Source organism: Geodermatophilus sabuli (genome assembly GCF_010686765.1).
GTDB classification, from domain to species: Bacteria; Actinomycetota; Actinomycetes; order Mycobacteriales; family Geodermatophilaceae; genus Geodermatophilus; species Geodermatophilus sabuli_A.
The window spans coordinates 1-24,418 of sequence record NZ_JAAGWF010000014.1; the positions used below are offsets into that span (position 1 = coordinate 1).

Annotated in this window: 22 protein-coding genes; 13 read left to right on the forward strand and 9 right to left on the reverse strand. The window is 73.8% G+C overall.

Annotated features, from left to right (window positions below):
- Positions 1-189 precede the first annotated feature (189 nt).
- From GCU56_RS13675 to GCU56_RS13685, 3 genes are all read right to left on the reverse strand, one after another.
- Positions 190-429 (reverse strand): hypothetical protein, encoded by a 240-nt coding sequence (locus GCU56_RS13675; RefSeq protein ID WP_163482297.1) that lies wholly within the window; start codon positions 427-429, stop codon positions 190-192.
- A 98-nt stretch (positions 430-527) separates the two neighbouring features.
- Positions 528-1,388, reverse strand: coding sequence for a manganese catalase family protein (locus GCU56_RS13680; protein ID WP_163482298.1), 861 nt, complete (start codon positions 1,386-1,388; stop codon positions 528-530).
- Between the two features lie 183 nt (positions 1,389-1,571).
- Entirely contained in the window at positions 1,572-2,312 is a 741-nt protein-coding gene (locus GCU56_RS13685; protein WP_163482299.1) for a sensor histidine kinase, read from the reverse strand.
- 44 nt (positions 2,313-2,356) lie between these two features.
- On the opposite strand from GCU56_RS13685, the gene GCU56_RS13690 reads away from it, so the two are divergent.
- Positions 2,357-3,067, forward strand: a complete 711-nt coding sequence (locus tag GCU56_RS13690; RefSeq protein WP_345771831.1) for a response regulator transcription factor — start codon at positions 2,357-2,359, stop codon at positions 3,065-3,067.
- Positions 3,068-3,151: 84 nt separating this feature from the next.
- Complete coding sequence (locus tag GCU56_RS13695) at positions 3,152-4,435, forward strand: glutamate mutase L (RefSeq protein ID WP_163482300.1); 1,284 nt, start codon at positions 3,152-3,154, stop codon at positions 4,433-4,435.
- Here the strand turns inward: GCU56_RS13695 and GCU56_RS13700 are convergent.
- Positions 4,383-5,918 (reverse strand): PH domain-containing protein, encoded by a 1,536-nt coding sequence (locus GCU56_RS13700; RefSeq protein WP_345771832.1) that lies wholly within the window; start codon positions 5,916-5,918, stop codon positions 4,383-4,385. The two genes, GCU56_RS13695 and GCU56_RS13700, sit on opposite strands and share 53 nt — an antisense overlap.
- Positions 5,915-6,424 (reverse strand): PH domain-containing protein, encoded by a 510-nt coding sequence (locus GCU56_RS13705; protein ID WP_163482301.1) that lies wholly within the window; start codon positions 6,422-6,424, stop codon positions 5,915-5,917. Before GCU56_RS13705 ends, GCU56_RS13700 begins: the two co-directional genes overlap by 4 nt.
- Before the next feature lie 55 nt (positions 6,425-6,479).
- On the opposite strand from GCU56_RS13705, the gene GCU56_RS13710 reads away from it, so the two are divergent.
- Positions 6,480-6,809: a rhodanese-like domain-containing protein gene (locus GCU56_RS13710; RefSeq protein WP_163482302.1), complete on the forward strand. Its 330-nt coding sequence runs from the start codon at positions 6,480-6,482 to the stop codon at positions 6,807-6,809.
- 24 nt (positions 6,810-6,833) lie between these two features.
- Here GCU56_RS13710 and GCU56_RS13715 read toward each other — a convergent pair whose 3' ends face one another.
- Positions 6,834-7,991, reverse strand: a complete 1,158-nt coding sequence (locus tag GCU56_RS13715) for a glycosyl hydrolase family 8 (RefSeq protein WP_163482303.1) — start codon at positions 7,989-7,991, stop codon at positions 6,834-6,836.
- Positions 7,992-8,497: 506 nt separating this feature from the next.
- Between GCU56_RS13715 and GCU56_RS13720 the strand changes: the two genes are divergently transcribed.
- The 6 genes from GCU56_RS13720 (at position 8,498) to GCU56_RS13745 (ending at position 15,835) form a co-directional block, all read left to right on the forward strand.
- Complete coding sequence (locus GCU56_RS13720; protein WP_163482304.1) at positions 8,498-8,989, forward strand: GtrA family protein; 492 nt, start codon at positions 8,498-8,500, stop codon at positions 8,987-8,989.
- A gap of 68 nt (positions 8,990-9,057) precedes the next feature.
- Positions 9,058-9,789: a glycosyltransferase gene (locus GCU56_RS13725; RefSeq protein WP_163482305.1), complete on the forward strand. Its 732-nt coding sequence runs from the start codon at positions 9,058-9,060 to the stop codon at positions 9,787-9,789.
- Complete coding sequence (locus tag GCU56_RS13730) at positions 9,786-11,282, forward strand: glycosyltransferase (protein WP_163482306.1); 1,497 nt, start codon at positions 9,786-9,788, stop codon at positions 11,280-11,282. The genes GCU56_RS13725 and GCU56_RS13730 overlap by 4 nt, the downstream gene beginning before the upstream one ends.
- Complete coding sequence (locus GCU56_RS13735) at positions 11,272-12,570, forward strand: glycosyl hydrolase family 8 (RefSeq protein ID WP_163482307.1); 1,299 nt, start codon at positions 11,272-11,274, stop codon at positions 12,568-12,570. Before GCU56_RS13730 ends, GCU56_RS13735 begins: the two co-directional genes overlap by 11 nt.
- Before the next feature lie 7 nt (positions 12,571-12,577).
- On the forward strand, positions 12,578-14,212 hold the full coding sequence (locus tag GCU56_RS13740; protein ID WP_163482308.1) for a glycosyltransferase: 1,635 nt from the start codon (positions 12,578-12,580) through the stop codon (positions 14,210-14,212).
- Between the two features lie 18 nt (positions 14,213-14,230).
- Complete coding sequence (locus GCU56_RS13745; RefSeq protein ID WP_163482309.1) at positions 14,231-15,835, forward strand: glycosyltransferase family 39 protein; 1,605 nt, start codon at positions 14,231-14,233, stop codon at positions 15,833-15,835.
- A 3-nt stretch (positions 15,836-15,838) separates the two neighbouring features.
- Here GCU56_RS13745 and GCU56_RS13750 read toward each other — a convergent pair whose 3' ends face one another.
- Positions 15,839-16,669, reverse strand: coding sequence for a glycoside hydrolase family 6 protein (locus GCU56_RS13750; protein ID WP_163482310.1), 831 nt, complete (start codon positions 16,667-16,669; stop codon positions 15,839-15,841).
- 130 nt (positions 16,670-16,799) lie between these two features.
- On the opposite strand from GCU56_RS13750, the gene GCU56_RS13755 reads away from it, so the two are divergent.
- Entirely contained in the window at positions 16,800-16,952 is a 153-nt protein-coding gene (locus GCU56_RS13755) for a hypothetical protein (RefSeq protein WP_163482311.1), read from the forward strand.
- A 330-nt stretch (positions 16,953-17,282) separates the two neighbouring features.
- On the opposite strand, the gene GCU56_RS13760 is transcribed toward GCU56_RS13755, so the two are convergent.
- Entirely contained in the window at positions 17,283-18,899 is a 1,617-nt protein-coding gene (locus tag GCU56_RS13760; protein WP_163482312.1) for a long-chain fatty acid--CoA ligase, read from the reverse strand.
- A gap of 131 nt (positions 18,900-19,030) precedes the next feature.
- On the reverse strand, positions 19,031-20,239 hold the full coding sequence (locus GCU56_RS13765; RefSeq protein WP_163482313.1) for a cytochrome P450: 1,209 nt from the start codon (positions 20,237-20,239) through the stop codon (positions 19,031-19,033).
- 172 nt (positions 20,240-20,411) lie between these two features.
- Between GCU56_RS13765 and GCU56_RS13770 the strand changes: the two genes are divergently transcribed.
- The 3 genes from GCU56_RS13770 to GCU56_RS13780 form a co-directional block, all read left to right on the forward strand.
- Positions 20,412-21,347 (forward strand): DUF5926 family protein, encoded by a 936-nt coding sequence (locus GCU56_RS13770; RefSeq protein WP_163482314.1) that lies wholly within the window; start codon positions 20,412-20,414, stop codon positions 21,345-21,347.
- A gap of 361 nt (positions 21,348-21,708) precedes the next feature.
- Positions 21,709-22,851 (forward strand): multiple monosaccharide ABC transporter substrate-binding protein, encoded by a 1,143-nt coding sequence (gene chvE, locus GCU56_RS13775; protein WP_163482315.1) that lies wholly within the window; start codon positions 21,709-21,711, stop codon positions 22,849-22,851.
- Between the two features lie 156 nt (positions 22,852-23,007).
- Positions 23,008-24,418, forward strand: a 1,411-nt coding sequence (locus GCU56_RS13780) for an ATP-binding cassette domain-containing protein (protein ID WP_163482316.1), incomplete at its 3' end; no start/stop codon positions are given.

Consider the following 24,418-nt stretch of genomic DNA (forward strand, 5'->3'; position numbering starts at 1 on the left):
CTCGGGGCGGGACCCGGGAGGGACCGCGCTGCCCCCCACGGCTCGCAGGCTCGCCGTGGGCCCCTGCAGCGAGGCCGTTCCAGTGCTGAGAGGCCCTCGCTCCGGTCGGGGCGGGCACCCGGGAGCCGGGCCGCTCGTGCCCCCCTCGCTCCGCCCGGGACGGCACCCGGGACGGGGCAGGGGGTCCTCTCAGGCGACGGCGCGGGCGGGGGCGACCTCCGGGGCGAGGACGGCGTCCACCGTGGCGGTCGCCGCCGCGACCGGGACGGCGGCGGCGGAGGGGCGGCGGTGCCGGACGGCCCAGCGGGCGACCAGTCCGGTGAGCACCACGAGGCCGGCGGCCAGGTGCTCGCCGGGCGCGGTGACCGCGACGGCGAGAGCCGCGGCGTAGACCACCGTCAGGAGGACGGCGGGGAGGTGCAGCTGCACGGTGCTCTCCTCAGGGGGAGGCGTCCCGCCGGCCGGCGGCCAGGTCGCACAGGACCCGGTCGCCGGCACGGCGACGGCGCAGGGGCGACGGGGTCAGCTCAGGTGAGCATGTCCTTGGCCTTCTGGATGAACGACTGCCCGGGCTGCTGAGGGGTCGGGAACAGGCGGGGGTCGCCCGGCGGGAGGATCGGCGCGTCCGCGGTCGCCTCGATCGGGCGGGCGGAGAACTGGCCACGGCCGTCGATGGACGGGCCCGACGCCCAGCGGCCGGCGGCCGCGTCCGGGCCGTCGGAGGCGTCGATGAACACGTAGCCGAGGTCGCCGACCTCCTCCTCCAGTGGGAACGCCTCGGGCACCGGGACGTTCTCCAGGCCGTCCTCCTTGAGCTCCTCGAGGGCGGCCAGCCACTGCTGCTGGTGGTAGTGGTCCCGGGTGATGAGGAACCGGAGCATGTCCTTGACGCCGGGGTCGTCGGTCATGTTGTAGAGCCGGGCCACCTGCAGCCGGCCCTGCATCTCGGCCGTGGCGTTGTACATGAAGTCGGCGTAGAGGTTGCCGCTGGCGGTCACGTACGCACCGGTCCACGGGTTGCCCATGCTGTCGATGTAGGACGCGCCCGCACCGTTGACGATCGCGTGCTGCGGGTTGTGCTGCCCGTAGCCCGCCGCGGCCTCCTTGGTGCGGTCGGCGGCGTCCGGCTTGAGCGGGATGTGGTCGAGCAGCCGGTCGATCATCGTCACGATCATCTCGACGTGGGCCAGCTCCTCGGTGCCGATGGCGAGGAGCAGGTCCTTGTACTTGCCGGGGAGCCGGCAGTTCCAGCCCTGCAGCAGGTACTGGGTGGCGACGGTCATCTCCCCCCACTGACCGCCGAGGACCTCCTGCATCTTGCGGGCGAAGTCCGGGTCGGGACCGTCGGGCTTGGCCTCGTACTGCAGGGCGTGGGTGTGCGTGAACATGCGGCTCTCCCTGACGTCGTCGCACCCGCTCACTGCGGGCACACCGGACATCTGCCCACGCCCCGTGGCCCGCCCGTGCCGAGCCCTGGCCCCCCCGTGCCAACAAAGCCCTGGCCCCCCGTGCCAACAAGAGGACCCCCTGACCCCGCCGCTCGCACGCTCGCGGCGGGCCCCTACGGGGGCCTAACGGTCGGGGAGCTGCACCGTCAGGGTGAGGGCGCCGCCGTCGCCATCCCACACGACCTGGCCGCCCAGCTCGCGGGTCTGCCGCCGCACCGACCACAGGCCCAGGCCGGTGAGGTCGGGCGGGGGCAGCTCGGTACCCAGGTACCCGACCAGCAGCTCGGGCCGGACGACGGCCTGGGTCACCGCGAGGTCGACCCAACCGGGCCGGCGCCGCACGGCCAGCCGCACCGGGGCCCCCGCACCGTGCCGGTGGGCGTTCTCCAGCAGGTTGGTGAGGATCCGCTGGACGCGGGCGTCGGCCACGGTCACCGCCCCGGCCCCGTCCTCCACCCGGACCGTCAACTGGTCCCGCGGCAGCCCGGAGGCGGACACGGAGGCACGGAGCACGTCGTCCAGCCGGCGGGGGCCGGGGGTGCGGGGGGACTCCACGGTCGCCGCCGCCGTCCGCAGCATCGAGGACAGGTGGGCGGTCTGGGCGCGCGCGAGGTCGAGTGCCTCGTCCGGGCCGCTGGCCGTCTGCCCGAGGGAGCCCAGGAGCGCCTCGAGCGAGGCCAGCGGGCTGCGCATGTCGTGGCACAGCGCCCGCACCAGCGCGTCGGGGCCCGTCGGCCGTTCGTCGTCGTGGTCGGCGGCGGTGGACCGGCGGGCGCGCGGGAGGTGGCCGCGGACCAGCCGGAGCACCTCGGTCAGCAGGGTCGGCGGGACGACGGGGACGAAGGGGTTCGCGGCGAGCGTCATGGGCACTCCGGTTCTGCCGGGTCGGGTCGACCACGCGGAGCGCGGTGACCAGGGAGGGGTGGGGTGTGGACGACGCCGCTGCTGGACACCGTTCCGCGGTCGATGTGGTGCTGGTCGACGACCACCCGCTGTTCAGCCGCGGGCTGGCCCTCCTGCTACCCGGGGTCAGTGGCGGCCGGGTGCGGGTCGTGGGAACGACGGATGACGCCTCGGCGGCCGCGGCCCTCGTCCGCCGCCACCACGCCGACGTGGCGGTGGTGGACCTGCACATGCCCCCGCCCGGCGGTACCCGCGCGATCGCGGCGATCCGGAGGGCCGACCCGATGGTGCGGGTCGTCGCCCTGTCGGGGCTGGCCGAGGCCGATGCCGCCATCGAGGCGCTGCGCGCCGGCGCGGCCGGGTTCCTGCCCAAGACCGCCGACCCCGAGGCGCTGGTGCGGCCGCTGCTCGCCGTCCTCGACGGCTGGTCGGTGCTGCCCGAGGACCTGCTGCGCCGGCTGCTCGACGCCGCCGCCCCGACCGGGGAGCGGAGCGTCGCCGAGCGGCTGACCGCCGACGAGCGCCGGCTGTGGCGGCTGGTGGCCGACGGCACGAGCACGATGGAGATCGCCACCACGCTGCACGTCTCGGAGCGGACCGCCAAGCGGCTGATCGCCCACCTGCTGCGCAGCCTGGGTGTGGCGACCCGCATGGAGGCGGCCGCGCTGGCCGGCCGGGTGAACCTCGGCAGGGCCACCGGCGACCCGCAGGGCTGAGCCGCGGAACGACGTCGGTGCGGAGGCCATCGCCGCCCCCGCTACCCGCCAGGGTGATCGACAGTCACGGTTATGGTCGCCGGGATGAGCGCGCCCCTCGTCGCCTGCGTCGACATCGGCTCCACCTGGACGAAGGCGGCGCTCGTCGGGCTGCCGGCGGGGGAGCTCCTGGGCACCGCGCAGGCTGCGACCGACCAGGCCGACGTCGTCCGCGGGGTGCTGGCGGCGACCGCGGGGTTCCCCGAGGCGCCGGTGATGGCGTGCTCCAGCGCCGGCGGCGGGTTGCGGCTGGCGGTGGTCGGTTACGAGGAGCTCATCAGTGCCGAGGCGGGGCACCGCGCCGCGCTCTCGGCCGGCGCCCGGGTCGTGCACGTGGCCGCCGGGCGGCTGTCGGCCGACGCGCTGGTCCGGCTCGAGGCCGCGGCGCCGGACGTCGTGCTCCTGGTGGGCGGGACCGACGGCGGGGAGGCCTCGGTGCTGCGCCACAACGCCGCCGTCCTCGCCTCGTCGGCCCGGCCCGTCCCGGTCGTGCTGGCCGGCAACGCGGTGGTCCGGGACGAGGTCACCGACGTCCTGCGCGCCGGGGGCCTCCCGGTGACCGGCGCCGACAACGTGCTGCCCGACATCGGCCGGCTCGCTCCCGAGTCGGCTCGGACAGCGATCCGCGAGGTCTTCCTGCGGCACGTGATCGGGGGCGACCGCCTCTCGGCCGACCCGCGACTGTCCGCCTGGGTGCGCACCGTGACCCCGGACGCCGTGCTGTCCGGCGTCTCGGTTCTGGCGGCGAGCCGGACGACCGCCGACGCCGCCGGTGTCGTCGTCGTGGACGTGGGCGGCGCGACCACCGACGTCTACTGCGTGCCCGACCCGGACGCCGAGCAGGCCACGCTGGGCCGCGAGGCGGTCGGCATCCCCGCCGCGCGGCGCACCGTGGAGGGCGATCTCGGGGTCGCGGCCAGCGCCGGCGCCCTCCGGGCGGCCGCCGGGGCCGAAGGCGTCCCGCCGCCGGGGGAGGACCCGCTCGGGCTCGGCGTGGCCGCGGTGACGGTGGCGCTGCGCCGGCACCTGCGGGCGGAGGCCGCTCTCGGTCCCGGGGGGGCCGGCGCGCGGACGGCCGGCCTGGTCGTCCTCTCCGGCGGGGTGTTCCGGCACGCGCCGCCCGCCGCGGTGGACGCCGCGGTCGGGCGGATCGCCGCCGACTCCGGAGGAGCGGGGAGCGTGCTCGCGGGGGCCACCGTGGCCGTCGACGGCAGCTACGTGCTGGCCGCGGCCGGCCTGCTGGCCGGGGACCACCCGGGCGCGGCGACCGGCCTGCTCAGCGGAGGGCGAGCGTTCCGGCCCACGACCCCGACGACGCGGCCGCGGTGAACCCGGCGACGTCCCCGGCGGCCATGTCCACCGCGGCGTAGCCGCCGCTGCCGGCGCCGACGCAGGCCACCACGGTCGCCAGCCGGGCGCGACGCTGGAAGAGGCTCTGCCGGACCTGCCAGCCGACGACCGCGCGGCGCTGGAGCACGGCCTGCTCGCGTACCAGCCACCCGCTGCGCACGGTGAACGAGCGCGGACCGGCGCGGTGCCCGAGCGCGCGGTACCGGCCCAGGCCCAGGGGCACGCCGAGCACGGTGAGCGCGCCGCCGACCGCCAGCGCCCACCACCACCCCAGCGTGGCCGTAGCCAGTCCGCCGAGGGCGGCCGCCACCAGGCCGGAGGCCAGCGCCCGGACCAGCCGGCGGCGGCGCGCGGCCGGGGGGTGGCGGACGAGCGGACCGGGGTCGTCGACCAGCCGTCGCAGCAGCACCTCCGCCTCCGCCCGCGGTCCGAGCGGCAGCAGCTGACCCCGGCGGTTCGCCTGGCCCAGGCCGGTGACCAGCGCGTTGACCCGGGCAGCGCGCACCCAGCGCATGCCCAGTCCCTCGCTCAGCGTGCCCCCTCGGATCCGGTCGACCTCCAGCTCGGTGTGCCGCCGGGTGAGCAGTCCCCGCACCGAGACCAGCGACCCCCCGCGCCGCACCAGCCGGAAGCGCCAGTTCACGACGGCGGCGCCGACCACCGCCGCGAGGGCCAGCAGCACCACCGCGACGACGGCCGCCACCCCCAGCACCCGGAGGTCGGAGAGGTCCGGTTCGGCGACGTCGGGCACCAGTCCGTCGGGCAGCTCGTCGACGAACCGGAACAGGGTCCCGACGGCGGCGAGCGGGACGACGAGGTAGCTGCCCACCAGCGGCGCGTAGAGCAGCCAGCGGTTGTCGAAGCGGGCGAACACCTCCTCGGCCGGCTCCGCTGCCGCATCCTCGGTGGGGGCCGGGCCCGCGGGGACCCGGCGCGCCAGCAGCCGGGTCCGCAACCGGTCACCCTCGGCGCGCAGGACGCCGTCGATCACCAGTTCCTCCTGGTCGGCGCCGACGGAGCCCGCGGCGGCGTCGACGCGCACCCGCACCAGGCCGAACACCCGGTGCAGCAGGGGGGTCTCGACCTCCACGCCCCGGACGCGGTCGTTGGGCACCGTGCGCACCGACCGCGCCAGCAGACCGCGGGTGACCACCACCGCGCCGGGCCCGTCGGCGTAGCCGAACCGCCACCAGCCCAGCGCGGCGGCTCCCAGCGACAGCGCGGTGATGGCGGCGGCGAGCAGGACGACCGCGGTCAGGCCGTCGTCCAACCCGATGACGGCGACGAGCGGGATCAGCGCCGGCACCAGCTGGCGGGCCTGCCGGAAGGTCGCGGTGTGCACCAGGACGATCCGCGGGGAGGTGCGGCGCGTCCCGCCCTCCGCCGGTGCCCCGTCCACGGCCGCGCCGTGCCCGTCCCCGTCCGGCCTCCGTGGCCACGGAGGCCGGTCGGGGTCGGTCACGTGGCCTCGTCCCGGACCAGTTCGGTGCGGCGGGCCAGGTCGTCGGCGACCCGCTGGGCGACGTCGGCCTCCAGGTGCCAGACCCGCACGGTGCCCTGGCTGGAGGCCGTCAGCACCGCGACCGTGGCCAGCCCGAAGAGCTGCTGCAGGACCCCGCGGGTGACGTCGACGGTCTGGATGCGGGAGATCGGCACCAGCGTCCAGGTGCGGGTCAGCCAGCCGGTCAGGGTGTAGACCGCCTCCTCGGTGACCTCCCAGCGGTGCACCCGGTGGCGGTACCAGGGCCGGATCCCGATCGCGACCACCGCGTAGACCGCGACCAGCGACGGGAGCACCCAGCGCAGCACCGGAACGGGCCCGCCGACGGGCACGAACAGGACGAAGGCGCCGACGAGGGCCCCGTAGAACAGGGCACCGAGCACCCCCTCGGTCACCCACAGGCCGATGGCCGAGCGGGACAACGACCAGGCCGGGTCGCGGACGGGGGCGGCGCTGTCGGCGGTCATCGCGCCCATCCTGGCAGCCGGCTGCCCCGGCGCCCCGTGTCACGATGGATTCGTGATGCCGCTGCAGGTCCCGACCGTCTCCGCCGCCAACATCCCCGAGGACGCCGTCGTCCTCGACGTCCGCGAGGACGACGAATGGGTGGCCGGGCACATCGAGGGCGCCACCCACATCGTCATGCACGAGGTCCCCGCGCGGCTCGACGAGCTCCCCGAGGGTGACCCGCTGCACGTCGTCTGCCGCAGCGGCGGTCGCTCGGCGCGGGTGGCGGCCTGGCTGAACGCCAACGGGTTCGACGCCGTCAACGTCCAGGGCGGCATGGGCGACTGGGAGGCCGCCGGTCGGCCGATGGTCAGCGAGACCGGCCGGCCCCCGTACGTCGTCTGAGAGAGGACGCGGCAGGGGCGTTCCTCAGGCGGCGGCCGGGACCGGCGGGCACCCGCCGAGCACGTCGTCGGTGAGCAGGAGCCGTCCGAGCGCCGCCCAGGCCGCGCCGTAGTAGCTGGGGAACGACTGCGCCAGGTGGTCGGCGTCGACGAGTTCCTGGACGGCGCGTGCGGTGTCCCCGGCAGCCGCCACCGCGGCGGCCTGGCCGGTGGCGGCCACCACGGACTCACCCTCGCCGAGGGGTGAGCCGCCGAGGTCGAGCTCGGCGGCGTCACCGTCGCGGTCGAGCGGCCCGGCCACGGCCGCGGCGAGGGCCCGGTCGGCCGGGTCGCAGGACTCGGCGAAGCGGATCGGCGTGCGGGCGGCGTCGTAGCCGTACCGGACGCTCTGCCCCCTGCCCTGCGCCCCGGGCATCGCCTCGACGGTGCCGTCGGGGTGCACCTGCGCCCAGTCCGGAGGGAGGGGCGCTGTGCCCAGCAGCGCGGCGGTGACCGCGTGGCTGCCCGCGGCCAGCTCTGACCAGCGCGGGTCGCCCGAGGCGGCCGCGAGCACCGAGGTGGCCCCCGGCGAGGCGTAGCTCGGGTTGTACGCGTGCGGGCCCGACGTCGCCCACTGCCCGGCGACGAGGATCCGGCCGGCCGCGGTCGGCACCGTCTCCAGGTCGAGCACGGCGCGTCCGAGGTCCACCCCCGACGTGGTGTACCGGGGCTCCTCGAAGCGCTCGCCGGCGAGGACCAGCGCCCGCGCTGCGTCGAGGTCGGCGTCCGAGGCGGACGACGGATCGACGACCCGGCCGTCGTCCCACCGCCAGCTGAGCAGCCCGTCGGGGCGCAGCAGGGCTCCCCTGGTCCAGTCCCAGACGGCGGCGAAGGTCTCCTCGTCGTCGATGCCGACGGCGACCAGCATGGCGTAGGCCTGTCCCTCGCTCACCGTGTCACCACCCTGGTCCCTGCGGACCACGCGGCCGTCGTCGTCCACGTAGCCGGCCAGGAAGGCCCGCCCGGCCTGCTCGGTCGTGTAGGTCCGGAGCCCCCCGGGGGTCGGCGCTGCCACCACGGCGGACGGCGGTGCGGCGGTCCCGCCCGGGTCGCGGTCCGGGATCGCCCAGGTGGCCAGCGAACCGGCGACGAGCAGTCCGAGGACGCCGAGCAGGGCGAGGACGGTGATCAGACGCCGGCTCATGCCAGGACCTCCGGAGTCGGTGCGGGAGCGCCCGCGGCGGGCGGCCGGGGGAGGTGGCGGAATGCGCCGAGACCGTCGGACGGTCGTCGGCCTGCGCGGGGATCGATGTGTCCTGGACGACATCGGAGAATGCGCTGGTCCTGGGCTTCGAACGGTACCCAGCGGAAAAGGAGACTCAGCTCACCGGGTTAATTCGAGGTGTCCGTTCCGGCCTTTCGTGGAATAGCTCACCGAGGCGGTTTTCCCGTCTCTGACCTGCGCTCGGATCCCCGGAAACACGACGAGGACGAGACGGTGGTCACTCCGCTGTTCACGACCGCGTCACATTCATCCGGCCGCGTCACTCACTGTCCGTCAGCGAATTCGAGCACAGCGTGGGAGCCCTTCACCGGCCCCCCGATCGGTGTCGTTGAAAGGGGTAGCTTTCGCCGAGATGCCACGGGGGGCGTCCAGCAGCGGCGTGCTCCCTACATATCCGGCGGACCCGCCAGATTGAGGGAGAACTGATGCTGAGTGCGCTCCGCCGTGCCCGCTGCGCTCGGTTCGCCGTCGTCGGTCTGGCCATGACGGTGCTCCACCTGGCCGTCTTCGGGGTCCTGGTGCGGTGGTCACCGCCGGAGGCCGCGAACGTCATCGCGTTCCTCACGGTCACGCAGGTCAACTTCGCGTTGAGCTACTTCTGGACCTGGTCCTCGCGCCGCCCGCTCGGGCAGGAGACGGTCGCCTCCGTCCTCCGCCGCGCGGTGCTGTTCAACGGCTCGGCGGCCCTGGGGTTCGGCGTCAACGCCGCCGTCTTCTCGACGGCCCATCGGATGGCCGGGCTGCCGCCGATGAGCAGTGCCCTCGCCGCGACCGTCGTCAGCGCGGGGACGAGCTTCCTGCTCAGTTCCCGCGTCGTGTTCGCCCGGCCGGAGGTCCTCGCCGCTGCGGACCTCCCCGCCGTTCCCGGACGAGGCGCCGACCTCGTCCCCCCACTGGTCAGCCCCACCCGGCGCTGAGTGGGGTGCGCGCGAGCGCCCCGTCGACCAGTTCTCCGTCCCACCCGTCCGTGGAAGGTGCTCCAGCGGTGAGTCAGCGCACGCCCGATCTCGACATCGTCGTACCCGCCTACAACGAGGAAGCCCGGCTCGGCGCGACCTTGCGCGCCTTGACGGCACACACCGCGACCCTGCCGCTCAGCGTGGCGATCACCGTGGTCGACAACGGCTCGGTGGACCGGTCCGCCGAGGTGGTCGACGAGGTCGCCGAACGACGTCCCGACAACACCGTCCTGCGCCTCATCGGCTGCGCGCGGCAGGGCAAGGGGGCGGCCGTGCGCCGGGGCCTGCTCGCCAGCCGGGCGCGGTGGCGCGGCTTCTGCGACGCCGACCTGTCCACCCCCCCGCAGGTGCTGACCGACGTCATCGGCCACCTGGAGCAGGGCGCTCCTGTCGTCATCGGCTCCCGGCGCGCGCCGGGGGCCAGCTACGCCGTGCCCCAGCCGCTGGTCCGGCGGCTCGGCTCGTCGACGTTCCGGCTGATGACCAAGCCCCTCGTCGGCGAGGTCGCCGACACCCAGTGCGGGTTCAAGTTCTTCTCCGCCCAGGCCACCGAGCAGATCTTCCGCCGTGTGACCGCCAACGGCTTCGCGTTCGACGTCGAGGTCCTGGCGGTGGCCGCCCGCCTCCGGTTGCCGGTGGTCGAGGTCCCGGTCCGCTGGACCGACCAGGCCGGCTCCTCCTTCCAGGTCTGGACGCACGGCCGGCGGGTCGTCTCCGAGGTCGTCGCCGTGCGCGCGGCGCTGGCGAGGATGTCGTGAGGCGCGCGGCCCGCGGCTCGTCCGTGGTCGTCCTCAACTGGCGGGACCGGCGGCATCCCGCGGCCGGCGGTGCCGAGCTGTACTGCGAGCGCCTGGCCCGTGAGCTGGCCCGCCGAGGCCGGACCGTCGTCCTCGTGACGAGCCGGCCGTCCGGCACCCCGGCGCGGGAGAGCCTCGACGGCTACACCGTCCGGCGGATGGGCACCTGGTGGAGCGTCTACCCGTTGGCGCTGCTCTGGCTGCTCAGGCACCGGCCGTCGGTCGGCGCGGTCATCGACTCGCAGAACGGCGTCCCCTTCTTCAGCCCCCTGGTCGTCGGTCGCCGCACCCCCGTGGTCCTCCTGGTCCACCACGTCCACCAGGACCTCTTCACCCGGGCACTTCGTCCCCACGCCGCCCGGCTGGCGCGGTGGCTGGAAGGCCCCGCCAGCCGTCGGGTCTACCGGCGCCGGACCGTCGTCGTCCTCTCGCCCTCCGCGCGGACCCAGGTGCGGCGACGGCTGCGCTTCGACGGTGCCGTCCGTGTCGTGCCCACCGGTGCCGACACGCTCGGGCTCCGGGGCGAGCGCGCCGCCGCGCCGCGGATCGTCGTGGTCGGTCGCCTGACGGCGTACAAGCGCCTGGACTCCCTGGTCGGCGCCATGGCCGTGGTGCAGCGCAGGCTGCCCGACGCCGAGCTCCACCTCGTCGGCGAGGGTCCGGCACGCCGCGAGCTCGAGGCGAGCGCCGCCTCGGCGGGGGCGCGGGTCGTCTTCCGCGGCCGGCTCCCCGACGCCGAGCGGGACGCGCTGCTGAGCACCGCCTGGCTGACGGTCAGCACCTCCGACGGTGGGGACTGGGCCGTGTCGCTGGTCGAGGCGAACGCCGCCGGTGTCCCGACGCTCGCCCGGCGGGTCAGCGGGCTGCGGGACGTCGTCCGCCACGGCGAGACCGGATGGCTCGTCGACGACTCGGGCGACGGGCTGGCCGAGGGCATCACCCGCGCCCTGCTCACCCTCGGCGACCCCGCGGTCGCCGCGACGCTGGGGGAGCGCGCGCGGGCGTGGGCCGCCCGCTTCAGCTGGGCCCGCACGGCGGACGGCGTGCAGGAGGCGCTCGACGCCGAGCGGGTGCGCCTCGAACGGCGGTCGCACGGCCACCGTGAGCGGCGGACCGGCAACGACCTGGTGGTCGTGCTCGGCGTCGCGCAGTCCTCCCTGCCCGAGGGCTGGGAGTCCTCGCGGCGGACCGGCGACGTCTGGGTCTCCGACGGCTCCACCGTGCGCGGGCTCCTCAGCGGCGCCGATGAGGGCGACGTCGGGGCGATCCTCGCCCGCCTGGGGGTGCAGCCGGACGACCCCTCGATCAGCGTGCTGGTCGCCCGGCACGCCGATCTGCTCGGGAGCCGCCTCCTGGTCGACGAGCCCGGAGTGGACCTGGTGGAGGTCGGCGAGCGCACGTCGGCCCGGCTCGAGACCCGACCCGACGAGCGAGGAGCCCGGCATGCGGCTTGACGAGAGAGCCGTCCCGGACGTGGTCCTGGACGACCACGAGCCCCCGATCCCGGCGTCCAGGCGCCGGTCGCAGCGCCGGCGCGGCATCGCGGTCGCCGTCGCGGTCGTCCTGGCCGGAACGGTCGTGGGCGGGGTCCGCCTCGCGGACGACGTCCAGCGCGCCGCCTCGGTGGTCATGGCCGACCAGCCGACGGTCGCCTCGGAGAAGACGGTGCTGGCCGACCTCTGGCGGGTCTACACCGCCACCTACCTCGAGCCCGGCTCGAACCGCACGATGGACCTGCAGGACGGCTCGGTCACCACGTCCGAGGGCCAGAGCTACACGATGCTCCGCGCCGTCTGGATGGACGACCAGCAGACCTTCGCCGACAGCTGGCAGTGGACCAAGGACAACCTGCAGCGCGACGACTCGCTCCTGGCCTGGCGCTTCGGTCAGCGACCTGACGGCTCCTACGGCGTCCAGGACGACATCGGCGGCCAGAACTCGGCGACCGACGCCGACGTCGACGTCGCGCTCGCGCTGCTCATGGCCTACTCGCGCTGGCAGGAGGACGACTACCTCTACGACGCCCTGCCGCTCATCGAGGCCGTCTGGGAGCGCTCCGTCGTCCTCGTGGCCGGTGAGCCGGTGCTGGTGGCCAACGACCTGGAGCGGGCGAACGACGACGAGGTGCTCGTCAACCCCTCCTACCTGGCGCCCTATGCCTACCGCGTGTTCGCCCAGGTGGACCCCGGGCACGACTGGGCGGGGCTGGTGGACAGCTCCTACGCCCTGCTCGAGGACCTGGCCGACGAGCCGCTCGACGCCGACCGGGTCGCCGGCCTGCCGCCGGACTGGGTCAGCGTCGACCGCCGCACCGGGGAGTTCCGCCCGGCGGGCGGTGACCTCACCACGCAGTTCGGCTACGAGGCCCTGCGGCTGCCGTGGCGACTGGCACTGGACCACGCCTGGTACGGCGACGAACGCGCCCTGCGGCTGCTCGAGGGACAGGCCGCCCTGGCCCGGACCTGGACCGAGCAGGACCGCTTGGTCGCCGTCTACGACCGGGACGGCACGCCCGCCGCCGACTACGAGGCGCCGGCCCTCTACGGCGGTGCCATGGGCTTCTTCGCGACCGTCGAGCCCGAGTTGGCCGACGAGGTGTACGCCGACGAGCTGCTCCCGCTCTACGACCCCGACACCGGGGACCTGAGCGGACAGCTCAGCTACTACGACTCCAACTGGGTGTGGTTCGGGATGGCGCTCCACCTCGACGAGTTGCCCAACCTGAACGTCACCGAGGAGTAAGCGCACCGTGCCACTCGCCCCAGGTCGCAGCGCGACCGCTCGTCCCGACCCGCACGGCTTCCTGCGGTACGTGCCCAACCGCGGCTTCCTGGTCGCCAACGTGGTGCTCGCCGTGGCCTACACGCTGGTCATCAGCCTGGCCTTCGAGCACGGCAACTGGTTCCTGTTCGCGGCCCTGCTGGCCACCGAGGTGTTCCACCTCGTCCAGATCATCGGCTACTGCTGGACCGTCTGGGCCCGCGACACCGCACGCGCCTTCGACCCGGGCTTCAGTGCGCCGGTCGACGTCTTCATCACCGTCTGCGGTGAGCCGGTCGACATCGTCCGCGAGACCGCTCGTGCGGCGCAGGCGATGAGCTACCCGGCTCCCTTCCGCGTGTACCTGCTCAACGACGGGCTGGTCGCCGGCAAGGACGACTGGCGGGACGTCGAGGAGCTCGCCGCCGAGCTGGGCGTCACCTGCATCACCCGCGTCACGCCGGGCGGGGCGAAGGCGGGGAACATCAACCACGCCCTCTCCCGGACCGACAGCCCCTTCTTCGTCGTCTTCGACGCCGACCACGTGCCCCACGCCGACTTCCTGACCGAGGTCATGGGGTACTTCGTCGCCGAGGACATGGGCTTCGTCCAGACGCCGCAGTTCTACGCCAACCAGGACCGGAACAGGATCACCCGCGTGGCGTGGGACCAGCAGACGCTGTTCTTCGGGCCGATCATGGCGGGCAAGAGCCGGCTGGACTCGGCGTTCATGTGCGGCACCAACATGGCCGTGCGACGCAGCGCCATCGCCGACGCCGGCGGCATGTGCGAGTTCAACATCGCCGAGGACTTCCTCACCTCCCTGTTCATGCACGAGCGGGGGTGGAAGAGCGTCTACGTGCCCAAGGTGCTCGCCGAAGGGCTCGCACCCGACGACTTCCTCAACTACTACAAGCAGCAGTTCCGCTGGACCCGGGGCAGCCTCGAGGTGATCTTCAAGTACAACCCGCTGCTGAGGCCGGGACTGAGCACGGCCCAGAAGCTGCAGTACCTGCTGTCGGCGAGCTACTACCTCTCCGGCTCGATCATCCTGCTCGACGCGGTGCTGCCGGTCGTCTTCCTGCTCACCGGCGAGACCCCGATCGTGACGTCGACGATGACGCTGGCGCTGGTCTTCGTCCCCTACATGTGGATCAACCTCTACGTGCTGCAGCGGACCTCCAACTTCACCTACAGCTACCAGGCGATCGCCTTCTCGCTCAGTGCCTGGTGGCTGCAGATCACCGCGATGGCCGCGGTGCTCGCCAATCGCAAGACGTCGTTCGCCGTGACGAGCAAGTCCGCCTCCGACGGCGGCCGGCCGAACTTCCTGCGGCTGGCCGTGCCGCAGATGGTCTACGCGGCCGTCGCGGCCGGCGCGCTGGCGGTCGGGGCGGCCCGGGAGGGCGCCAGCCCCTCGCTGATGGCCAACCTGACCTGGCTCGCGGTGCACCTGGCCATCGCCGTCCCCTTCGTCGTGGCGGCAGCGCCGTCCCGCGCGCCCCGGAGCACGCCGCTCACGCCCGCCCCGTCCCCGTCGCGGCCGGTCCCGGTCGTCAGGGACCGGGTCACGGCACGTCCCATCCCGTCGGTCGAGCCGGTCCTCCAGCCGGCCCACGACTGAGCCGCCGCGAGGAGCGCCGTGCCCACCGAACTGCTGCCCGCCCCGCCGTCCCCGACCGCCGGCCCGCGCCACCTGACCCGACGGGACGACCGTCGTGTCGTCGCCCGGAAGAGCCTCGTCGTCCCCCGGAGGAGCGGGGGCCCCGTCGTCGTGGGCCTCGTCCACCTGCTCTGCCTGGGGCTGATCGTCCTGGGGGCACGCGTCGAGTTCCTCCGCAACTCGATCCGCCTGGACGAGGCGCAGAGCCTCTGGCAGACCAACCACAGCTACGGCGAACTGCTGCGGATCATCGCCGAGGACGTGCACGTCCCGCTGTACCACGTGCTCCTGCGCACGTGGCGGCTCACGCTGGGCCCGGACGTCCAGACCGCGCGGCTGCTGTCGCTGGTCTTCCTCCTCGCCGCCGTCCCGGTCTTCTACCTCGTGGCAAGGAAGGTGCTCAGCCGGCCGTGGGCGCTGTTCGCCCTCGTCGTCTTCAGCTGCTCGCCGTTCCTGCAGTGGTACGGCAACGAGGCCCGCATGTACTCGATGCTGGTGCTGGTCACCCTGGTCAGCCAGTACTTCTTCCTGACCGTCGCCACCACCGGCCGGACCGCCGCCTGGGTCGGCTACGCCGCGACCGCCGCCGTCGGGGTCTACGTCCACTACTTCTTCGTCTTCGTCCTGGTGGCGCAGGGGCTCTACGTCCTGCTCCTGTGGCGGCGGCTGCCCCGGGCCTCGGTCGTCCGCATGGCCGGGGTCGCCCTGCTCGTGGGGGCCGCCTACCTGCCGTGGTTCCTGTGGTTCCGCGCCAACGGGTCGGCGTCGGAGACCCGGCCGAGCCTCCCGGAGCCGTCGTCGATCGACTACTCCAACGTCTACTCGCAGTTCCTCTTCGGGTTCCAGAGCGACACCGTCAACTCCGTCCTGCTGTCCTCGTGGCCGCTCCTGGTCCTGGCCGCACTGGCCAGCGTCCGGGTCGGGGCCCGGCTCGACCGGTCGACGGCGTATCTCCTCGCGGCCGCGTTCGTGCCGGTGCTGATGGCCTTCGTCGTCAGCCACCTGGTGACGCCGTTCTTCCTGAGCCGGTACATGATCGCGGCCCTCCCGGCGCTGCTGCTGCTCCTGGTGCGCTTCGTCAGCAGCCTCACCCGGCCGGTGGCGCGGGGCCTGGCCGCCGCCCTGCTGGGGGTCACGGTCCTCAGCACGGTCGTGCAGGCGGCCAGTCCCGAGACCCCCGTCGACGAGGACTACCGCACGGCGGCGCAGTTGGTGGAGGACGGCGCCACGCCCCGCGACCTGGTGGTCCTCAGCTCGCCGTTCACCGTCTATCCGTTCGAGTACTACTACGACGGCGCCGCCCGGGTGACGACCCTGCCCGTGTGGGACCGGCAGGGGCCCGCGCCGGCCTTCGACTCCGCGCAGTTGCCCGCGGACGTCGACTCCTTCGCGCAGGGCCACCAGTACGTGTACCTGCTGCTGAGCTACGACCAGGGGTACGAGGACGAGGTCTACCAGTACTTCGACCGCCACCTGGAGCGGGCCGCCTCCCACCGCCTCTCGCCGGGGATGCAGCTGCTCGTGTACCGCGTGGGGTACAGCGAGGCACCCCCCGCGGGTGAGCTGGTCGTGCCCGCGGACTGACGGCTACGCGCCGCGCATCAGCCCGATCGCGTAGGCGTCCCAGAAGGTGCCGGCGGCGGGCCCACCGTTGCAGGTGCCGTCGGACTCGCCGGGCCGCTTGATCCACAGGTAGGCGTCGACCCGGGCCTGTCCGGTCTGCGCGGTCGGGCGCTCGCCCACGCTCCGTCCCGGGGGGTTGCACCAGTCGCCGCCAGGGCCCTTGCCGTTGCGGCTGGTGTCCACGACGAAGTGCACCCCGCCGAGCAGCGACGAGACCTGCTGGCCGTAGGCCACGTTGGTCCCGGTCGTCTCGAAGTTGGAGACGTTCAGCGCGAAGCCGTCGGCGCCGGTCGCCCCGGCGGCGCGCAGCCGCTCGGCCATCGTCGCGGCGCTGATCCAGGTGGCGTTCCCGGCGTCCAGGTAGGTACGGGTCCCGGGGTTGGCCTCGAGCAGCTCGACCGCCGACCGCAGCAGTGACAGGCGCTCCGCCGGGTCGCCGCACAGCTGCGCGAGCGCGTCGGGCTCCACGACCACGACCGCCGTCGAGGTCCCGATCCCGGCGACGACCCCCCGGACCCACTGCAGGTACGCCGCGGACGAGTCCACGCCGCCGGCGGAGTACCCCCCGCAGTCCCGGCCGGGGACGTTGTAGGTGACGAAGACCGGCACGGCCCCGGTGGCCCGCGCGGCGGTGACACCCTGGCGGACCGCCGTCGTGACGTCACCGCTCCACGCGCCCAGCCACGTGGCCGTGGGCACCCGCGCGAGCTCGGACAGCAGCGCCGCCTCCTCGGCGCTGCGCCCCGGCCGGGCCGCGGCCTGGGCCGCACCGGTGTTCTCGCCGTGGAAGGTCATGCCGGCGAGCGGGTTGTCCGTCGAGGCGGCGGGGACGGCAGCGGGGGGAGGTGGCGTCGCGGTCGTGCCAGGCGCGCTCGTCGTGGCGTGGGTCCCCGGCACGGGGCTCACGGGTGGCGGAGTCGCGGCCGTGGACCGGCTCGGGGTGGCGGAGCCGCTCGTCGCGGTGCCGGCTGCCGAGCGGTCGGGCGCCGCCGGGCGGGCGGGCGCCGTCCGGCGCGTGGGCGCCGTCGTGGCCGGAGGTGCCGGCCGGAACCCCCGGGCCTGCTCGATGGCCGGTTGAGCGGCGGACGTCACGGCCGGGGCCATGAGCCCCGGCGCGACGAGGCCACCGCAGATCAGCGCGGCCGAGAGCCCGGAGGTCCACAGCAGTCGCCTGCCGCGCCCCGCGCGGTGCCGCCCGGACGAGCGGGGCGACGAGTCGGTCTGCGGACCGGGCGGGGTTCCGTCCCCTGCGAAAGCCATGTGCAGAACGTAGTCGGGCAGTGGCTATTCGTCACCCCACCTATCGACCCCGAGTGAGCGTGAGCCTCCCCTCAGTGACGGCCGGTTCCGCCCCGCCCCGAGGCTCACCCCCGGGCGCGCGGCGGGTGAGCCGGGGCGGGGTCCGCCCTCAGTCCTTGGGGGGGAACTCGGCGAAGCGTGCCCGGAGGTCCTTCTTGGAGAACTTGCCCACGCTGGTCTTGGGCACCTCGTCGATGAACTCCACGGCGTCGGGCAGCCACCACTTGGCGACCTGGGGCTCGAGGTGCGCGAGGACCTCCTCCGCCGACAGCGTCTCGCCCTCCTTGAGGACGACGCAGGCCAGCGGGCGCTCGTCCCACTTCGGGTGCGGGATCCCGACGACCGCGGCCTCCTTCACCTTGGGGTGGCTCATGATCGCGTTCTCCAGGTCGACCGAGCTGATCCACTCGCCGCCGGACTTGATGAGGTCCTTGGTGCGGTCGGCGATCCGGATCGAGCCGAAGGCGTCCATCGCGGCGACGTCGCCGGTGCGCATCCAGCCGTCCGAGGTGGTCAGCTCCACGCCGGCGTCCGGGTTGTAGTAGTCCTGCGCGCACCACGGGCCGCGGACCTGCAGCTCGCCGGTGGCCGCGTCGTCCCACGGCTGCGGCTCGAGGGTCTCGGCGTCGACGATGCGGGCCTCGACGCCGAGGAAGGGGATGCCCGCGCGCGCCCGCTGCGTCGCCCGGGTGCCGTCGTCGGCGTCGTCGTAGCGCGGCGGCAGGATGCCCGAGGAGGCGACCGGGTGCGTCTCGGTCATGCCCCAGGCCTGCAGGATCGCCAGGCCGACCTGCTCCCGGTAGGCCTCGCTGAGCGCCTTGGGCACCGCCGAGCCGCCGCAGCCGATCTCGCGCAGCCGGTGCGGGCGGCCGGCCAGGTGCGGCAGCACGCCCTGCCAGATGGTCGGGACGCCGGCGGTGAAGGTGACGCCCTCCTCGACGATCAGGTCGGCCAGCGCCTGGGGCTGCATCATCGAGCCGGGCATGACCAGCGAGGCCCCGGCGGCCGGGGCGGCCTGGGCGATGCCCCAGGCGTTGGCGTGGAACATCGGCACGACCGGCATCGCGACGTCGCGGATGCCCAGGCCGAAGGCGTTGGGCGCCATCACGCCCATGGTGTGCAGCCAGGTGGAGCGGTGCGAGTAGACGACACCCTTCGGGTTCCCCGTGGTGCCGCTGGTGTAGCACATCGAGGCGGCCGAGTACTCGTCGGTGACGTGGAAGTCGACCGGCTCGGCCTCGGCCAGGAGCGCCTCGTAGTCGAGCACCCGGGGGTCGTCGGGGATCTCGTTGTCACCGCCGTCGTCCATCACCACGACGTGCCTGACCGTCTTCATGCCGTCGATCAGCGGCCACAGCAGGGGCAGCACGGTGCGGTCGACGAAGACGACCTCGTCCTCGGCGTGGTTGGCGATGTAGGTCAGCTGCTCGGGGAAGAGCCGCACGTTCAGCGTGTGCAGCACCCGGCCGGAGGACGGCGCGGCGAAGTACAGCTCCAGGTGCCGGGCGGAGTTCCAGGCGAAGGTGCCCACCCGGCCGTCCGCGCTGATGCCCAGGGTGTCGAGGACGCCACCCAGCTTGCGGGTGCGCTGGGCCCACTCGGCGTAGGTCATCCGGGTCACCCCGCCGGGCCCGGCGGTGGCGATGGTGCCGTCGCCGTAGTGCTGCTCGACGTGCCGGAAGATCGCATCGATGGTCAGGGGGTAGTCCTGCATCAGCCCACGCATGTCCCGGATCGTGCCAGTGACCCGGCCCACGTTCTACCGGGCAGTACGCCCCGGCACCGCCCGTGCCGAGACCGGCGCCGCGGTGGTCAGCCGGTGCCGGGGACCGGCCCGAGCCCGATCTCGGCGAGCCGTCACCGGGTGAGGACGACGGGCAGGTCGCGCAGGCCACGGATGACGAACTCCGGACGGCGCCGGGCCGGGTGCGCGAGCTCGATCCGCGACGTCAGCTCCAGCAGGGCGCGGAACGAGGCCTGCAGCTCGACGCGGGCGAGGGGGGCGCCGATGCAGAAGTGCACCCCCGCGCCGAAGGAGATGTGCGGGTTCTCGCTGCGGCCGACGTCGAGCGTGTCGGGGTCGGCGAACACCGCCGGATCCCGGTTGGCCGCGCCGAGCAGGGCCGCGATCCTCTGCCCCTCCCGCACGGTGACGCCCCCGATCCCGACGTCCGCGGTGGCGGTGCGCTCGAACAGCTGCAGCGGGGAGTCGAAGCGCATCAGCTCCTCGATCGCGGTCGGGAGCAGGCCCGGGTCCGCGCGCAGCCGCTGCAGCTGGTCGGGGTGCTCCAGCAGGGCGAGCAGTCCGTTGCCGCTGACGTTCACCGTCGCCTCGTGGCCGGCGTTGAGCAGCAGGATGCAGGTGGTGACCAGCTCGTCCTCGGTGAGCCGGTCGCCGTCGGCGTCCCGGACGCTGACGAGGTGGGACAGCAGGTCCTCGCCCGGCACCTGCCGCCGCTGCGCGGCGAGCGCCCGCAGGTAGCCGACGAACTCCTCCGCCGCCCGCTCGGCGGCGTCCTCGACGGCCGCCGTCCGGCCGTACTCGTACATCTTGACGATGGCGTTCGACCACGGCCGCAGCAGCGGCCGGTCGGTCTGCGGGACGCCGAGCAGCTCGGCGATGACCGCGACGGGCAGCTGCTCGGCCATGCCGGACAGGACGTCGACGGCGTCGCTCCCGCCCGAGCGCTCGACCAGACCGCCGACCAGGTCGCGGGCCAGCTGCTCGACCCAGGGCCGCAGCCGCTCGACGTGCCCGCGGGCGAAGGCGGTGCTGATCAGCCGGCGCAGGCGGGTGTGGTCGGGCGGCTCCATCTCCAGGATGGCGTTGCGGTGGATGAGGTTGAAGCTGCCGAAGCGCTCCACGGGCTCCCGGTCGGCCCAGATCCGGCCGAGCCGCCGGTCACGGAGCACCGCGTTGGACTCCGCGTGCGTGAACGCCAGCCACAACCCCAGCCCCTCGTGCCACTGCACCGGCGCCTGCGCCCGGGCCCGTGCGAAGGCGGGGTAGGGGTCGGCGACGACACCGGGATCGGCGAGGTCCAGCGGAACGGCGGCTCCGGTCACCCGGCGAGCCTATTTCGGCCAGCCACGACGCCGGTTCCGTCCGGCCCCGCCCGCGAGGGTGACGAACTCGTGGTCATCAGGGGCCGATGGCCACCGGTTCGTCCCGCTCGCGGCCGGCTCGAGGAGCGCTCGCGAGGCGGGCCCTCCCGAGGGGCCACCTACGCTGCACCGCATGGCTTCCCGCAAGCGCTCCTCCGCCCCCGCCGCTGCCGCGCCGGAGGGCGTCAACCCGAAGGCCCCGTGCTCCTGCGGGTCCGGGCGCCGCTACAAGCACTGCCACGGCTCCGGCTACGCCCCGTCGGTCACCCGGCCGTTCGAGGGCCTGCCCGGCGAGCCGCACTGGGTGGCGCTGCGCGAACTGGTGCCCTCGGCGACCGCGCCGCTGCGGACGGCGGACGGCCGTGACGTGACGCTGGCCAGCGTGCTGCCCGGCGGCTCCCCGGCGCTGGTGCGGGCCAACGGCGAGATCCTGCTCGGCGTCCAGCAGCAGACCTCCTCCGACGACGTGAGCCGCGACCTGGGCACGGCCCTGGCCGCCGCCCTCGAGGCGCCGGCCGGCGCGCCGGTCGACCCGGGCCCGATCGGTGGTGCCGGCTCGGCCGGGCCCCGGTTGCAGGAGCTGCTGGACCTCGAGGCGCCCCTCGAGGTGGCCGTGCGCGCCGACTTCGAGTTCTGGCTGGAGGGCACTGACGCCGGCCCGGCCGCGCGGGCAGGGCTGGAGCAGGCCAACCAGGCGGTGCTCCCCACCGAGCTGCTGCCGGAGCTGGGCGCCGCCTACTGGGTGCGCCCCACCGCCGAGCGCGCGCACCTTCGCTGGGTGCGGCCCGAGCGCGAGGAGGCGCTGCTCGACGCGCTGGCCCGGCTGCGCGCGGCCGGCGAGCCGGTCCTCCTGGGCGAGGGCACCCGCTACGCCGGGGCCTTCCGGGCGCACGGTCTCGTCGTCCCGGTGTGGGACCTGCCCGCCGACGCCCCGGCCGCGGACTGGACCGCGCCGGCCGCCGAGTTCCAGACGCGGCTCGAGGCGGCGCTGGCGGTCACCGAGCCGCTGACCGCCGACGAGCGCCGGGCCCGCGCCGGTCTCATCTCCCGCCAGATCACCCTGCGCTGACGCCTCTGGACTCCCGGTCCCCGGGGGTCTCCCGGTCTCGGACGCCCGGTGCCGGAGGCCCCCGAAGCGGCGGAGCCGGACAGCTCTGACCGGCCCTCTCCGTAGCGCTGCGTACCGACGCGCCGGACCAGTTCGAGGGACGCGCCCACGCTGTTGCTACCGGGGAGTAACCGCCGTCTCACCCGGTCGTGGACGCGCGCTCACCCGCCTGCAGCGCAGTGACGCGGACGTTACGAGACCGTGACGATCGTCTGTCCTCAAGGGGTTGACGCGGGCCCGTTGTTAGCGCTCACACTATGGCGCTCGCCACGGGCGGGCCTGCGCCGGGTCGAGCGCGCAGACACCTCGAAGAGGAGATCACGTGAGCAAGAGGCTCGGCTTCACCGCCGTCAGCGCCACACTGGCACTGACCCTGGCGGCGTGCGGCGGCGAAGGTGCCGGTGGCAGTGGGGGTGCCGGCGGCGGTGCCGAGGCGGAGGAGTTGACGATCGGCGTCTCGATGCCGACCCAGACCTCCGAGCGGTGGATCGCCGACGGCGAGAACGTGCAGGAGCAGCTGGAGGCGGAGGGCTACACCGTCGACCTGCAGTACGCCGGCGACGACATCCCCACCCAGTCGCAGCAGATCGACCAGATGATCACCGAGGGTGCCGACATCCTCATCATCGCCGCGATCGACGGCACAGCCCTGGCGGGTCAGCTCGAGAACGCCGCGGCCAACGACATCCCGGTCATCGCCTACGACCGGCTGATCCGCGACAGCGAGAACGTCGACTTCTACGTCACGTTCGACAACTTCGAGGTCGGCGTCGCGCAGGCCAACGCCCTGCTCACCGGCCTCGGCCTGCAGACCGCCGACGGTCAGCCCGGCACCGCGACCGGCCCGTTCAACATCGAGCTGTTCGCCGGTTCGCTGGACGACAACAACGCCTTCTTCTTCTTCGACGGCGCGATGTCGGTCCTGCAGCCGCTCATCGACGACGGCACGCTGGTGGTCAAGTCGGGCCAGACCAGCATCGAGCAGGCGGCCATCCTGCGCTGGCAGCAGGAGACGGCGCAGCGCCGCATGGAGGACCTGCTGACGTCGGCCTACAACGACGGCTCGCGCGTCGACGGCGTCCTCTCGCCCTACGACGGCATCTCCCGCGGCATCATCACCGCGCTGCAGAACGCCGGCTACGGCTCGGCCGCCAACGCCATCCCGGTCGTGACGGGTCAGGACGCCGAGATCGCCTCGGTGAAGCTGATCGCCGACGGTGTCCAGAGCTCGACGATCTTCAAGGACACCCGTCTGCTGGCCGAGCAGGCCGTCGTCGCCGCCACCGCGTTCGCCGAGGGCGAGGAGCCGGAGGCCAACGACACCGAGACCTACGACAACGGTGTCAAGGTCGTCCCGTCCTACCTGCTCCCGGTCGAGACGGTGTTCGCCGACGACATCCAGTCCGTGCTCATCGACTCCGAGTACTGGACCGCCGAAGAGGTCGAGGCCGGCCAGGCGGACTGACCCCGCCCCAGAGCCCGGCCGGGCTCGGCAGCGCAGGCTGCCGGGCCCGGCCGGCACCACCTCCACACATCCCGGCGCCGCCCGGCGCGCCGCCGGCCCACCGGGGTCCATCCTGGTACCGCTCCACCCGGCTCGAGACGAGGGACGACGAGGTCCATGGCCGACCACATCCTGGAGATGCGCTCCATCACCAAGACCTTCCCCGGCGTGAAGGCGCTGGAGGACGTCACCCTGGCCGTCGACCGGGGGGAGATCCACGCGATCTGCGGTGAGAACGGCGCCGGCAAGTCGACGCTGATGAAGGTCCTGTCCGGCGTCTACCCGACCGGCAGCTACGACGGCGAGATCGTCTTCGACGGCGAGCCGGTCCGGTTCAACGGCATCCGCGACAGCGAGCACGTGGGGATCGTGATCATCCACCAGGAGCTCGCGCTCGTCCCGTACCTGTCCATCGCCGAGAACATGTTCCTGGGCAACGAGCGACGTGGCCGCGGCGGGCTGATCGACTGGAACAGGGCCAATGCCGAGGCGGCCCGCCTGCTCGCCGAGGTCGGCCTCGACGAGAACCCGGTGACCCCGGTGGGTCAGCTCGGCGTCGGCAAGCAGCAGCTGGTGGAGATCGCCAAGGCGCTGTCCAAGGACGTGCGGCTGCTCATCCTCGACGAGCCCACCGCCGCGCTCAACGACAACGACTCCGCGCACCTGCTCGGCCTGCTGCGCCGGCTCCGGGAGCGCGGCATCACCTGCATCATGATCTCGCACAAGCTCAACGAGATCACCGCCGTCTCGGACAACGTCACGGTCATCCGTGACGGGAAGACCGTCGAGACGCTGAGCCTGCACGCCGGCGAGGTGACCGCGGAGCGCATCATCCGCGGCATGGTCGGCCGTGACCTGGAGAGCTACTACCCCGAGCGCGAGTCGCACCCCGGCGAGGAGGTGCTGCGCGTCGAGGACTGGACGGTCTGGCACCCCACCCAGGACCGCAAGGTCGTCGAGGGCGCCAGCTTCACCGTCCGGGCCGGGGAGGTCGTCGGGATCGCCGGTCTCATGGGTGCCGGGCGCACCGAGCTGGCGATGAGCGTGTTCGGGCGCGCCTACGGCCGCAACATCACCGGCCGGATGTTCGTGCACGGCAAGGAGGTAAGGCCCCGCAACGTCGCCGAGGCGATCGACGCCGGGATCGCCTACGCCACCGAGGACCGCAAGCACTACGGCCTGAACCTGATCGAGGACATCCGGCGCAACGTCTCCGCCGCCGCCCTGGACAAGCTCGCCAGCAAGGGCTTCGTTAACGGCAACGAGGAGATCAAGGTCGCCGAGGGCTACCGCAAGAGCATGAACGTCAAGGCCCCGAGCGTCACCTCGATCGTCGGCAAGCTCTCGGGCGGCAACCAGCAGAAGGTCGTGCTGTCCAAGTGGCTGTACACCGACCCCGAGGTGCTCATCCTCGACGAGCCCACCCGCGGCATCGACGTGGGTGCGAAGTACGAGATCTACACGATCATCAACCGGCTGGTCGCGGACGGTAAGGCGGTGCTGGTCATCTCCTCGGAACTGCCCGAGC